Genomic DNA, 12,532 nt, shown 5'->3' on the forward strand with positions numbered 1-12,532 from the left:
GTTCGGGGCTGCAAGACAGCCCCGGCAGACTCAGGCCTTGTTGCGGCCCAGCAGGCCACGCACGGTTTCCTGCAGGTCCGCTGGCAGCACCACGACCTTGGCATTGCTGCTGTTGGCCAGGTTCTCCATGGCCCCTACATAACGCTCGCCAAGCAGGTACATGGCCGGTACGGTCTCGTTACCCACTGCTTCCTTGACCAGCGAGATCGCCCGCGCCGAAGCCTCGGCCAGGTTGATCTGTGCCTCGGCATCCAGCTTGGCAGATTGCAAGCGCGCCTCGGCTTCGAGGATTGCCGCCTGCTTGGCACCTTCGGCGCGGGTCACGTCGGCTTTACGTTCACGCTCGGCGGCCGCCTGGCGCTCCATGGCCAGTTGCATGTTCTGCGATGGCTTGATGTCCTGGATCTCCACCGAGCGCACGGTCACGCCCCAGTCTTCGGTCTGCTCGGACATCGCTTCACGTAGACGCGCCTTGATCTGTTCGCGGCTGGACAGCGCTTCGTCCAGGTCCATCGCACCGACGATGGCGCGCAGCGAGGTCATGGTCAGGCTGGTGACGGCAAAGGAGAAGTTCTGCACACCATAGGAGGCCTTCTGCGGGTCGACCACCTTGGCGAAGCACAGTGCGTTGGCGACGATCACTGCGTTGTCCCTGGTGATGATTTCCTGCTCCTGCACGTCGAGGATGATGTCCTTGGTCGGCAGGCGGTAGGCGACCACGTCCATGTACGGGATGACGATGTTCAGGCCAGGTTTGAGGGTGCTGTGGTAGCGGCCCAGGCGCTCGACGATCCACTCCTCGCCTTGGGGGACGATACGCACGCCCTTGAACACGGTGATCAGGACGAACAGGGCGATGGCGCCGACAACGATGAGGCTGGTCATGATGCAAACTTCCTTTTAGATGCCAATTCAGGCCCGGACGACCCGGGCGGTGTTGCCTTCGATGGCGACGAGCCGCACACGCTCGCCTGCCGGGATGTCGCTGTCGGCGACGCAGGTCCATTCCTCGTTGCCGAGCAGCGGTTTCTGGAAACGCACGCGGCCTTTCTGGAAGGGCGAGACGCTGCTGGTCAGCAGCCCGACCTCACCGATCACGCTGTCTGCGGTCCAGCGCACGTCCGGTTGCTTGCGCTTGAACAGCTTGAACCAGAGGAACGTGGTCACCGAGGAAAACACCACCCACAGCAGCACCTGCATGTCGAGTTGCAGGGCGGGGGCGGCCAGGGCGATGAGCGAGACCAGCACGGCACCGATGCCGAACCAGATGATGAAGAACGTGGGCAGGACCAGTTCGAGCAGGATCAGGCCGATACCGAAGACCAGCCAGATCCACCATTGCATTTCCATATGGGGGGACGCCTTCCAGAGAGGAGGGCGTAAGTCTAAGGCAGTGTTGCGGCACAAGGCCACTTCATGGGTCGAAGGAAAAGTCTGAAAGCGCTGTAGTCAATTGGGCAGGGGATAGGAATGCTCGATCCACCTGAGGTAATGCCGGGCGTTTCAATATCAACACCGGCACGCCGCGTTCCCGTGCTACCTCCAGCTTAGGCTCGGTTGCCACGCTGCCGCTGTTCTTGCTCACCAGCACATCGATGCGACAACGCTCGAACAGTGCCCGCTCATCCTCTATCTGAAACGGCCCACGTGCACCGATCACCTCACAACGCTCATTACCCGCACAGGCTTCGAGTGCGCGCAAGGTCCAGAACTGCTCCGGCGGAATCTCGGCGAGGTGTTGCAGTGGCTCGCGGCCAAGCGTGAACAACGGCCGCTTGAACGGCTTGAGCGCCTCGATCAGCCCTGCCCAGTCTTCCACTTCATGCCAGGCGTCGCCCGGCTGTGCCTGCCAGGCCGGGCGGCGCAAGGCCCAGCAGGGAATGCCGGCCGCCCGTGCGGCGCTGGCAGCGTTGCGGCTGATCTGCGCCGCATAGGGGTGGGTGGCGTCGATCAGCAGGGTAATGCCGGCTTCACGCAGGTAAGCGGCCAGACCGTCGGCCCCCCCATAGCCACCGACCCGCACCTGGCAAGTGAGGTCCTGCGGCACGCGGCCGATGCCGGCCAGGCTGTAGACGTGCTCGGGGCCGAGCTGGCGGGCGATGGCCAAGGCTTCGGTGACGCCACCGAGCAGCAGGATTCGGCGGTTCATTGCACACCTGCCTTGCCCACGATGCCGCCCTGGCGGTCGATGGCAAACACTTCGACGTGCACCTGAGCCGGCACCACGCTGCGGGCAAAAGCCAGGGCATGGGCGCACACTGCGTCGCCCAGGGCGATACCGGCGGCATGTGCCAGGGCCAGCGCCTGCTGGCTGGTATTGGCGGCGATGATGGCCGCCTGCAGCCCCGCGTCGGCACCGATGTCAGCGGCCCAGCCTGCCAGCTGCGGCAGGTCGATGCTGGAGTGGCGGCTGTGCAGGTCCATGTGGCCGGCAGCCAGCTTGCTGATCTTGCCGAACCCACCGCACAGGGTCAGGCGTGGCACCGGTACCTTGCGTACGTGCTTGAGCACGGCGCCGACGAAGTCGCCCATCTCGATCAGGGCGATTTCCGGCAAGTTGTAGACGCGGCGCATGGTGTCTTCACTGGCGTTGCCGGTGCAGGCGGCGATGTGGGTATAGCCGTTGGTGTGGGCCACGTCGATACCCTGGTGGATCGAGGCGATATACGCCGAGCAGGAAAAGGGCCGGACGATGCCGCTGGTGCCGAGGATCGACAGCCCACCGAGGATGCCCAGGCGCGGGTTCATGGTCTTCAGTGCCAGCGCTTCCCCGCCTTGCACATTGACCGTGACCTCGAAGCCGCCCGGGTAGCCGCAATCATCGGCCAGCTGCTGCAAGTGCTCGCTGATCATCCGCCGTGGCACTGGATTGATGGCCGGCTCACCGACTGCCAGCACCAGGCCGGGGCGGGTGACGGTCCCCACGCCCTGGCCTGCGACGAAGCGTATGCCGGGCTGCGGCTGCAAGCGGATCTGGCTGTAGAGCAGGGCGCCGTGGGTAACGTCCGGGTCGTCGCCGGCATCCTTGAGTGTGCCCGCCTCGGCACGCTCGCCGACCAGGCGGCAGAACTCGAGGCGCATCTGCACCACCTTGCCCTTGGGCAGGGTGATGCTCACCGCGTCGTCGCACTGGCCGGTCAGCAGCAATTTGGCGGCGGCAAGGCTGGTGGCGGTGGCGCAGCTGCCGGTGGTCAGGCCACTGCGCAGGGGCGCGGGCTGCTCGTGGGTCTCTTCACGCATCGAAGGGCTTTACCAGGTCGAGCACGGTGATCGGCAGCGCCTGGCGCCAGGTGTCGAAGGCGCCCAACGGCTGGGCCTGGGCGACATGGATACGGGTCAGTTCGCCACCGTGTTGTTCACGGAAGTGCGCCAGGGCCAGCTCGCTTTGCAGGGTCACGGCATTGGCCACCAGCCGCCCACCGGGGCGCAAGCGTTCCCAGCACAGCGGCAATACGCCTTCGCGGGTCACGCCGCCACCAATGAAAATGGCGTCCGGGCGTTCCAGCCCGGCCAAAGCGTCGGGTGCCTTGCCGCGAACCAGCTGAAGGCCTGGCACGCCGAGGACATCGCGGTTGTATTCGATGAAGCCCTGGCGGTTTTCGTCGGCTTCGATGGCGAGGGTGCGGCAGGCAGGGTGAGCACGCATCCATTCGATGCCGATCGAGCCACAGCCGGCACCGACATCCCATAGCAACTCACCGGGCTGCGGCGCCAGGCGCGCCAGGGTGATGGCACGCACATCGCGCTTGGTCAGCTGGCCGTCATGGCGGAAGGCGCTGTCTGGCAGCCCGGGCACACGTGACAGCGGCATGGCATTCGGGCTGATCAGGCACTCGATGGCGACCAGGTTGAGGGCGGCGATTTCGCGGTGGGGCCAGTCATCGGCGGTGCCGCACAGATGACGCTCGGCTGCGCCACCAAGGTGTTCCAGCACATGCAGGCGGCTGGGCCCGAAACCGCGCTCGCGCAACAGTGCGGCGATGGCCGCAGGGCTGTCGCCGTCATTGCTCAGCACCAGCAGGCGCTGGCCGCTGAAGAGCTGGGCATTGAGCGTCGCCAACGGGCGTGCGACCACGGACACCACCTGCACGTCCTGCAGTGGCCAGCCCAGGCGGGCAGCAGCCAGGGCACAGGAAGAAGGCATCGACAGCACCTGCATTTCCGCGGCCGGTACCTGCCGCGCCAGGCTGGCGCCGACGCCAAAGAACATCGGGTCGCCGCTGGCCAGTACGCAGACCGGCTCACCGCGCAGGGCCAGTACCGGGGCGAGCGAAAACGGGCTCGGCCAGTCTTGCCGCTCGGCGCCGATGCAGCGCGGCAGCAGGGCCAGCTGGCGCGGGCTGCCGATGATCCGCGAGGCACCCAGCAGGGCGCGCCGGGCCTGTTTGCCCAAGCCACTGAAGCCGTCTTCGCCGATGCCTACTACTGTCAGCCAGGGGGTCATGTGTTTCGTTCCGCCATTGTTGGGGCCTGGGGATCCTGTGGGAGCGGGTTTACCCGCGAAGAGGGCGACGCGGTCCTGAATTTCTGCCCGATCGCAGTCAATGCTCGACCACCGGCTTTTCATGCCGCCGGACAAAGCAGGCATAATACCGCGCCTTCTACACTCAAGCGCACTTTCAGCGATTGCCGGACGCCCCTTTGACGCCAGCCAACACGCCCCTAGCATCTCCCCGTCCCTCGGCCTGCCCGGGGTTGTGGCGCATCGTCAGCGCCCGTGACGGTGGCATCTGCCGCATCAAGCTGCCCGGCGGCCTGCTGCTGGCCGACCAGGCAGACGCGGTGGCAGCGGCAGCCGAGCGTTTCGCCGCTGGCGTGATCGAGGCCACCAACCGCGGCAACCTGCAGATCCGCGGCATCGGCAGCGATCATGCCGGGCTGGTCGAAAGCCTGCTGGCCGCCGGCCTCGGTCCGCGTGACGCAGCCAGCGACGACGTGCGCAACCTGATGCTCAGCCCGCTGGCCGGCCATGACCCGTCGATGCTGCTGGATGTCCGCCCCCTGGCCGGGCGGATCCTCGAGCTGCTGCAAGGCACGCCGCGCTTCCATGAGCTGTCGGCCAAGTTCGCCGTGCAGCTGGACGGTGGTGAGGGCGTGGCGATGCTCGAACACCCGCACGACCTGTGGCTTTCGGCACTGCGCCTGGAGCAGCGCGACTGGCTGGCGTTCGGCCTGGCCAGCTGCCCGGCCGATGGCCAGGTGCTGGGCGCGGTGCCGCTGGAGCAGGGGCTGGCGCTGGTGCGTGCGGTGCTCGATCGCTTTCTCGACCTGGCCAGCCCGGAGCAGTCGCGCATGCGGCAATTGCTGCAAGGCTACCCGGTCGAGGACTTCATCAACGGCCTTGGCCTGCACATGCGCCGCGATGCGGCGGTGCTCAGGTGGCAACGTCACGTGTGCGAACAGCCTTGGCTGGGTGCCGTGGCCCAGCTGAATGGCATGGCGTTGGGCGTCGCGCCGCCGCTGGGCCGCCTGTCGCCCGCCATGTTGCGCGGTGCTGCCCGGGTAGCCCGGCAATGGGGGGATGGCAGCCTGCGCCTGAGCCCCTGGCAAAGCCTGATGCTGACCAACATCAGCGCTGCCGGCCTCGAACAGGCCCGTACCGAGCTGTCGGCGCTGGGCTTGCTCTGCCAAGTGGATGATCCCTTGGTGCGCGTGGTTGCCTGCACCGGCAGCAGCGGCTGCGCCAAGGCTCTGGCCGAGACCAAGGCGGACGCTGTCGAGCTGGCGGCGATGCTGGGCAGTGGCGCGCCCGGCAGCGTGCACCTGTCCGGCTGCCCCCGTTCCTGCGCCGTGGCCCATGTTGCCCCGGCTACGCTGCTGGCCCGTTCACCGGGCCGCTATGACCTGTATCTGCGTGACGCGCACCTGCCGGGCCTGGGTGCCCTGCGCGCCACCGACCTTACCTTGAATGAAGCAGGCGCCATGCTCGCCCTGCCGACGGAGCACCTTGATGATTGACTACATCCGCGATGGTCAGGAGATCTATCGCAATTCCTTCCGGATCATCCGCGAGGAAGCCCGGCTCGAGCGGATTCCCGCAGACCTGGAAAAACTCGCCGTGCGCGTGATCCATGCCTGCGGCATGGTCGAGGCCATCGATGGCCTGCAGTTCTCCGAAGGTGCCGGCCGCGCCGGTCGTGAAGCCTTGGCCAATGGCGCACCGATCCTTTGCGACGCACACATGGTCGCCGAAGGCATCACCCGCGCACGCTTGCCCGCCAACAACCCGGTGATCTGCACCTTGCGCGACCCTAGCGTGCCAGGCCTGGCCAAGGAGGCCGGCAACACCCGCTCCGCCGTGGCCCTGGAGCTGTGGCGCCCGCACCTGGAGGGCAGCGTGGTGGTGATCGGCAATGCCCCGACGGCGCTGTTCTACCTGCTGGAGATGATCGATGCCGGGGCGCCCAAACCCGCCCTGATCCTCGGCTTCCCGGTCGGCTTCGTCGGTGCCGCCGAGTCCAAGGCGATGCTCGCCGCCGACAGCCGCGGCGTGCCGTTCGTGATCATGCAAGGCCGCCTGGGCGGCAGCGCAATGGCCGCTGCCGCGGTCAACGCCCTGGCCACGGAGGTAGAGTGATGGCACCGCGCGGACGACTGCTGGGGCTGGGCGTAGGCCCTGGCGACCCTGAACTGATCACCGTCAAGGCCCTGCGCCTGCTACGCGAGGCGCCGGTGGTGGCGTATTTCGTGGCCAAGGGCAAGCGCGGCAACGCCTTCGGCATCATCGAGGCCCACCTGCAAGCCGAGCAGACCCTGCTGCCGCTGGTGTACCCGGTCACGACCGAGGCACTGCCGGCGCCGCTGTCCTACGAACAGGTGATCAGCGATTTCTACGATGAAGCGGCCGTGCAGGTGGCCGAGCACCTGGATGCCGGCCGTGACGTGGCGGTGATCTGCGAAGGTGACCCGTTCTTCTACGGCTCCTACATGTACCTGCACGACCGGCTTGCCCAACAGCATGAGGCCGAAGTGGTCCCGGGCGTCTGTTCGATGCTCGGTGGCGCCTCGGTGCTGGGCGCGCCGCTGGTGTACCGTAACCAGAGCCTGTCGGTACTGTCGGGCGTGCTGCCGGCCGAAGAGCTCAAGCGTCGCCTGGCAGATGCCGATGCGGCGGTGATCATGAAGCTGGGCCGCAACTTCCCCAAGGTGCGCCAGGTACTCGCCGAACTCGGCCTGGACGGGCGTGCGCTGTACGTCGAGCGAGCCACCATGGCCAACCAGAAGATCGTGCCGCTGGATGACGTGGATCCACAGTCTTCGCCGTACTTCTCGCTGATCATCGTACCGGGGGAAAAATGGCAGGGCTGAACAGGCAACAGGCACCGGCCATCGTCATCCTTGGAGCGGGGAGCCTGGCCACGGCGCAGCGCATCCAGCAGCGTTATCCACAGGCGACCGTCTACGGCCTGCGCGGTCGGGTCGAGGGCGCCGATCAGTATTACGACGGATTTGCCGACACCCTGCGCATGCTCTACCAGCAGGCCACCCCGATCATCGCGCTGTGTGCTGCCGGCATCGTCATCCGCAGCCTGGCCAGCCTGCTCGATGAGAAAGGAGCGGAGCCGCCCGTGCTGGCCGTCGCCGAGGACGGTAGCGCAGTGGTGCCGTTGTTGGGTGGTCTGAGCGGGGTCAACCTCATGGCGCGCGAACTTGGCGAGACCCTGGGGGTGGCTGCAGCGATCACCACCAGTGGTGAATTGCGCTTCGGCACCTGCCTGCTCAACCCGCCCGAGGGCTATGCCCTGGCGGACCTCGAGCAGGGCAAGCGCTTTGTCTCCGACCTGCTGGCCGGCGAAAGCGTGCGTGTCGAGGGTGATGCCCCCTGGCTTGCGCAGGCGCAACTGCCAGCCAGCGACACCGCCCGGCGCACCATCCACGTTGGCTGTGACGTGCGCGTGGCCAGCCGTGACGAGCTGCTGATCCACCCACGCTCGGTGGTGGTGGCGCTCGCCGCAGGCGGGCCCGGCCTGGCTGAACAGGTACGTGGCGCCTTGCGTGAGGCCGGCATTGCCGAGCCCTCGCTGGCGTGTCTGCTGGTCGCCGAGCAGGCGATGGCCGAGCCGTTGTTGCACGAGGCCGCCGCAGAACTGGGCGTCGTGCTGCGCTTCGCGGCCATGAACGGCACCTTGGCCAGCATGGCGGCCGAGGCTTTGCCCGAGGCGCGCCTGGTCGAGCAGTCTGGCCTGGTCATCGCTGCGGCGCCGTTGCCGGTCGATACGGCACGTTTGGGGCGCAAGCGCGGTCGCCTGGCAGTGATCGGCCTTGGCCCAGGGGCGGCCGAGCTGATGGTGCCGGCGGTGAAAGCCGAGCTTGCGCGGGCCGAGGACATCCTCGGCTACGAGACCTACGTGCGCATGGCCGGGCCGTTCCGTGACGATCAGGTGCAGCACTGCACCGACAACCGGGAAGAGATGCAGCGTGCCCGGCATGCCTTCGAGCTGGCGGCCCAGGGCCGTTCGGTGGTGGTGGTGTCGTCGGGCGACCCTGGTGTGTTCGCCATGGCCGCAGCGGTGCTCGAAGCCCTGCACGAGTCTTGCGACCCTGCCTGGCACCGTGTCGACCTGGAGATCCTGCCTGGGGTATCGGCTTCGCTGGCAACCGCCGCGCAAGCTGGCGCGCCGTTGGGGCATGACTTCTGCGTGATGTCGCTGTCTGACAACCTCAAACCCTGGTCGATCATCGAAAAACGCCTGGACCTGGCGGCCCAGGCGGACCTGGTGCTGGCCTTCTACAACCCGATTTCCAGGTCCAGGCCGCATCAGCTTGGCACGGCACTGGAGATCGTGCGCCGGCACCGGGATGGGCAGACGCCGGTGGTGTTGGGGCGCGATATCGGCCGGCCGGGGCAGACGCTGAGGGTGGTGAGCTTGGCCGAGCTGACGCCGGAGATGGTCGACATGCGCACCATGGTGCTGGTCGGTTCCTCCACGACCTGTACCTTCGACCGTGCCAGTGGCGGGCAATGGGTCTACACCCCGCGTTGGTACCCCGCCGCGCCCTGAACCTGAGGGCTAACCGACCAGGTAGCCCTTGATCCCGGTAAAGATGATCTGCGCCGCCAGGGCGCAGACGAACAGCCCCATCAGGCGGCTGACGATCTGCAGGCCCTGGTCACCGAGCAGTTTTTCAATGCCGTGCGAGAGGTACAACACCAGGCCGACGGTGAAGCTGGCCAGTGCGATGCTGACAATGGCCAGCAGCTTGTCGTCCCAGTGCGGTTGGCCCACGCCCATCACCAGCAGTGCCCCGATGGTGCCTGGGCCTACGGTGAGCGGGATGGTGAGTGGCACGATGGTCACGTCCTGCTGCACGTTGTCGGCCTGCACAGCCGGTTTGCCCTGGGCCATGCCCAGCGCCGAGATGAACAGTACGCTGCCTGCACCAATGCGGAAGGCGTCGGCGGTGATACCGAAAATACCGAAGATCACCCTGCCGAACAGGTACAGCAGGACGCTGGCCACCAGCGCGGCAAAGGCGACCTTCCAGGCCAGCTGTTTGCGCTCTTTGCTGGAGTGGCCTCGGGTCAGGCTGATGAAGCATGACAGCACGAAGAACGGGCTGTAGAGCACCAGCATCTTCAGGTAGACACTGAACAAGTCATGCAGCATGGGATGATCCTTGAGGGATAAGGGTGGCGTGCAGGAGCGACCCGTCTGGTTACGAGCTGTGCGCCGGATCAGCTTTCGCTTCGCGCTGATTGGCCCAGTACTGGATCAACTCGCGCAACTGTGACAGCTCCACCGGCTTGGCCATGTGGCCGTCCATGCCGGCCAGCCGTGCGCGCTCCTTGTGCTCAGCCAGTATATGCGCGGTCAGCGCCACCACCGGGGTGCGCTGACGCTGGTTGGTGGTTTCCCAGGCACGCAACTGCTGGGTCGCGGAGAAACCGTCCAGCACCGGCATTTCGCAGTCCATCAACACCAGGTCGTAACGCTGCGCCTTCATCGCCTGCAAGGCCTCTTCGCCGTTGCTGGCGGTGTCCGGCTCCAGGTTGAGTTTGCCGAGCATGCCGCGGATGACCTTGGTCGAGATACTGTTGTCTTCGGCCACCAGCACACGGAAGTCGCTCGGCAACTCAAGTGAGCCCTGCGCGCCAGGCAGCGCAGCCGGCACCCCCTGATCGCGGCCACGCTGGGCCAGTTCTTCGGCCAGGGTGGTCTTGAGCGTATAGCCGGCAACCGGCTTGGCAAGGATGCGCTTGATCCCGGCATTGCGCGCGATGACCTTGCTGGGCGCGTTGCTGATGCCGGTGAGCATGACCACCAGGATGTCGTGGTTCAGGCTCGGGTCTTCCTTGATCTTGGCCGCCAGCTGCATGCCAGTCATGCCCGGCATGTTCTGGTCCAGCAACACCGCGTCGAAATAGTCGCGAAGGTGCGCCTTGGTCCGCAGCAGGGCCAGCGCCTCCTTGCCGGATGGCACCGCGCTGACATTCATGCCCCATGCGCTGCACTGCTGCACTAGGACTTTGCGGCAGGTGTCGTTGTCGTCGACCACCAGGACCCGGGCGTCGCGTAACGGGCCGTCCAGGTCTGCCGGCGGCTGCTCCAGACGTGATGGATCGAGCGGCAAGGTCAGCCACAGGGTATTGCCCATGCTGGTGCTGCTCTTGATGCCGAACTCGCCTTGCATCAGGCCGATCAGCTGCTTGGCGATGACCAGCCCGAGGTGGCCGCCAAGCTTGTTGCTGGAAAGGAAGTGGTGGCTGTGCAGCTCGGCCTGCAGCAAGGCCTCGCGCTCGGCCGCAGGCAGCGGCTCGCCACTGTCCTGCACGGCAATGCGCAGGCGTGGGATTTCACCGCGCTGATCCAGCGCTACCACCAGCAGGATTTCGCCCTGGGAGGTGTTCTTCAGGGCATTTTCCAGCAGGCTCGACAAGGCTTGGCGCAGGCGTGTCGGGTCACCGCTGATGACCCGCGGCACCTGCGGCTGGGTGAAACTGATCAGCTCGATATTCTGCTGCTCGGCCTTGGCGCGGAAAATGTTCAGGCAGTCTTCGATCAGGGCGTTGAGGTCGAACTGCACGTCATCCAGTTCGATCTGCCGCGATTCCAGTTTGGAAATGTCGAGAATCTCATTGATCAGCGTCAGCAGCTCGTTGCCGGCGCTGTGGATGGTCTGTACATAGTCGCGCTGCTTGACCGACAGTGGCGTGCCGAGCAACAGCTCGGTCATGCCCAGGACACCGTTCATGGGGGTACGGATTTCGTGGCTGATCTTGGCCAGGAACTCGGCCTTGGCGTTGATTTCGGCATCGCTTGCCGCCAGCGCACGGCTGGCGCGGAAACGTTCTTCGCTGATGCGCCGCAGGCGCTCACTGACGGCCAGGTTGAGCAGCAGGCCGCTGACCACGGTCATGCCGAGGAGGATGCACAGCAGCCACGGCGTCGAGGTGCGGGTCAGGCCGAGCAGGGCGGGCAGCAGCACCAGGCCGCCAAGGTTGAACACCAGCATGGCGACGCTGAACAGCCGTGCCGGCGCATAGCCCTTGTACCAGTGGTAGCTGCTGGCTATCAGCATGGTCACGCTGCCGAGTGCCAGCAGGGCATAGGTCATCAGGTTGAGCGGCAAGGTATCGACAAACAGCAGGATCAGCCCGCTGACCGCTGCGACCAGCATTTCACCCTGCAGCAGGCGGTTGAGCCGCGGTGAGTTGCAGGGAGAGAAGAAATGCTGGGTGAAATACAGCCCCGACAGCCCGGCCAGAACCAGGGTCAGGTAGGCCGCCGGGGTTTGCGCGCTGTGCCACAGGTGCCACCACGGGCCGCTGAGGTTGAGCAGGATCAGGCCGCTGAGCAGCATCAGCCCGTGGTACAGGGCAAGATACAGGGTGGTGCTGGAGCGGGTGTAGATGAAGCGGATCAGGTTATGCAGGATGAGCATCACCAGGCCACCGAACAGCATGCCGAACAGCAGGGGTTGGCCATGGTCGGAGGCGGCTACCGCTGCGGGCTCCAGGCTTATCGCCGGGCGCAGCTGGTGTTCCGAGACCAGACGCAGGTAGATGTCCAGCGCGTGCGGGCTGTTGGGCAAGGGTAATACATGGTCGCTGCCGCGCAGGGTCGGGCTGCCGTTACCGGCCTGGCGGCCATGGTGCAGCTGGCGCAGCAGCCTGTCGCCATCGAGGGCGTACAGATCGAGGCGCGACAGGTCGGGAGCGAAGATGCGCAGCAGTTGCTCCTGGTCACCCGGTTCCAGGTGGTAGTGCAACCACAGCGCCTGTTCAGCCGGTGCGGCATCGAGTTCGCCAAGGGTGATAGGGCTGAACTGGCTGCGATAGCGATCGGAGCGCACGTCGCTCAACTGCAGGTTGGCCTGTTCGTCGAGCAGAACGGACCAGCCTCCGCCCTGTTCGGCCGAAGCCGGCAACAGGCAGAGCAGGGTCAGCAAGCTGACGATCAGAGCTGTGGCAATCCGAAGCCGACGCACTACGAGATCCCTTCCTAGCCGATGTGCCAGATACTAACTATGCGCGGCGCGCCAAGGCGAAGGCAAGGCCCCCGTGGGGCCCTGTCGACGAGCCGGATGCCGC

General features: G+C 66.1%; 11 protein-coding genes. 4 read left to right on the forward strand and 7 right to left on the reverse strand.

From position 1 onward, the window contains the following. Positions 1-30 precede the first annotated feature (30 nt). The 5 genes from ACQKPS_RS12100 to cbiE all read right to left on the reverse strand — a co-directional run bounded on the left by ACQKPS_RS12100 (position 31) and on the right by cbiE (position 4,444). Positions 31-885, reverse strand: a complete 855-nt coding sequence (locus ACQKPS_RS12100; RefSeq protein WP_254482953.1) for an SPFH domain-containing protein — start codon at positions 883-885, stop codon at positions 31-33. 27 nt (positions 886-912) lie between these two features. After that, entirely contained in the window at positions 913-1,350 is a 438-nt protein-coding gene (locus ACQKPS_RS12105; protein ID WP_427604194.1) for an NfeD family protein, read from the reverse strand. 64 nt (positions 1,351-1,414) lie between these two features. After that, on the reverse strand, positions 1,415-2,149 hold the full coding sequence (locus ACQKPS_RS12110) for a cobalt-precorrin-6A reductase (RefSeq protein WP_427604196.1): 735 nt from the start codon (positions 2,147-2,149) through the stop codon (positions 1,415-1,417). Further along, positions 2,146-3,240: a cobalt-precorrin-5B (C(1))-methyltransferase gene (locus ACQKPS_RS12115; protein ID WP_283724226.1), complete on the reverse strand. Its 1,095-nt coding sequence runs from the start codon at positions 3,238-3,240 to the stop codon at positions 2,146-2,148. The genes ACQKPS_RS12110 and ACQKPS_RS12115 overlap by 4 nt, the downstream gene beginning before the upstream one ends. Continuing rightward, on the reverse strand, positions 3,233-4,444 hold the full coding sequence (cbiE, locus tag ACQKPS_RS12120) for a precorrin-6y C5,15-methyltransferase (decarboxylating) subunit CbiE (RefSeq protein ID WP_427604198.1): 1,212 nt from the start codon (positions 4,442-4,444) through the stop codon (positions 3,233-3,235). Before cbiE ends, ACQKPS_RS12115 begins: the two co-directional genes overlap by 8 nt. Before the next feature lie 182 nt (positions 4,445-4,626). Here cbiE and cobG point away from each other — a divergent pair, with 182 nt between their 5' ends. From cobG to cobJ, 4 genes are read left to right on the forward strand one after another with little or no spacing between them, the layout of a single operon-like run. After that, positions 4,627-5,958: a precorrin-3B synthase gene (gene cobG, locus ACQKPS_RS12125; protein WP_427604200.1), complete on the forward strand. Its 1,332-nt coding sequence runs from the start codon at positions 4,627-4,629 to the stop codon at positions 5,956-5,958. Further along, positions 5,951-6,577 carry a precorrin-8X methylmutase gene (locus ACQKPS_RS12130; RefSeq protein ID WP_085676811.1) on the forward strand — a complete coding sequence of 209 codons (627 nt, stop codon included), beginning with the start codon at positions 5,951-5,953 and terminating at the stop codon, positions 6,575-6,577. The genes cobG and ACQKPS_RS12130 overlap by 8 nt, the downstream gene beginning before the upstream one ends. Beyond that, positions 6,577-7,308 (forward strand): precorrin-2 C(20)-methyltransferase, encoded by a 732-nt coding sequence (locus ACQKPS_RS12135; RefSeq protein ID WP_254482962.1) that lies wholly within the window; start codon positions 6,577-6,579, stop codon positions 7,306-7,308. Before ACQKPS_RS12130 ends, ACQKPS_RS12135 begins: the two co-directional genes overlap by 1 nt. Next, complete coding sequence (gene cobJ, locus ACQKPS_RS12140) at positions 7,296-9,002, forward strand: precorrin-3B C(17)-methyltransferase (RefSeq protein WP_427604203.1); 1,707 nt, start codon at positions 7,296-7,298, stop codon at positions 9,000-9,002. The genes ACQKPS_RS12135 and cobJ overlap by 13 nt, the downstream gene beginning before the upstream one ends. A gap of 9 nt (positions 9,003-9,011) precedes the next feature. On the opposite strand, the gene ACQKPS_RS12145 is transcribed toward cobJ, so the two are convergent. Next, complete coding sequence (locus ACQKPS_RS12145) at positions 9,012-9,605, reverse strand: MarC family protein (protein ID WP_176509668.1); 594 nt, start codon at positions 9,603-9,605, stop codon at positions 9,012-9,014. A 52-nt stretch (positions 9,606-9,657) separates the two neighbouring features. Then, positions 9,658-12,429, reverse strand: a complete 2,772-nt coding sequence (locus ACQKPS_RS12150; RefSeq protein ID WP_427604205.1) for a response regulator — start codon at positions 12,427-12,429, stop codon at positions 9,658-9,660. Positions 12,430-12,532: the final 103 nt, after the last annotated feature.

Origin of the sequence: Pseudomonas sp. NPDC086566 (assembly GCF_050280885.1) — a bacterium.
Lineage (GTDB): Bacteria > Pseudomonadota > Gammaproteobacteria > Pseudomonadales > Pseudomonadaceae > Aquipseudomonas > Aquipseudomonas vlassakiae.

What these genes read in the sequence shown, in the direction of transcription:
- cbiE (WP_427604198.1), bottom strand. Translation starts at nt 4,444, where the DNA reads ATGACCCCCTGGCTGACAGTAGTAGGCATCGGCGAAGACGGCTTCAGT.
- ACQKPS_RS12135 (WP_254482962.1), top strand. Translation starts at nt 6,577, where the DNA reads ATGGCACCGCGCGGACGACTGCTGGGGCTGGGCGTAGGCCCTGGCGAC.
- cobJ (WP_427604203.1), top strand. Translation starts at nt 7,296, where the DNA reads ATGGCAGGGCTGAACAGGCAACAGGCACCGGCCATCGTCATCCTTGGA.
- ACQKPS_RS12100 (WP_254482953.1), bottom strand. Translation starts at nt 885, where the DNA reads ATGACCAGCCTCATCGTTGTCGGCGCCATCGCCCTGTTCGTCCTGATC.
- ACQKPS_RS12105 (WP_427604194.1), bottom strand. Translation starts at nt 1,350, where the DNA reads ATGGAAATGCAATGGTGGATCTGGCTGGTCTTCGGTATCGGCCTGATC.
- ACQKPS_RS12110 (WP_427604196.1), bottom strand. Translation starts at nt 2,149, where the DNA reads ATGAACCGCCGAATCCTGCTGCTCGGTGGCGTCACCGAAGCCTTGGCC.
- ACQKPS_RS12130 (WP_085676811.1), top strand. Translation starts at nt 5,951, where the DNA reads ATGATTGACTACATCCGCGATGGTCAGGAGATCTATCGCAATTCCTTC.
- ACQKPS_RS12115 (WP_283724226.1), bottom strand. Translation starts at nt 3,240, where the DNA reads ATGCGTGAAGAGACCCACGAGCAGCCCGCGCCCCTGCGCAGTGGCCTG.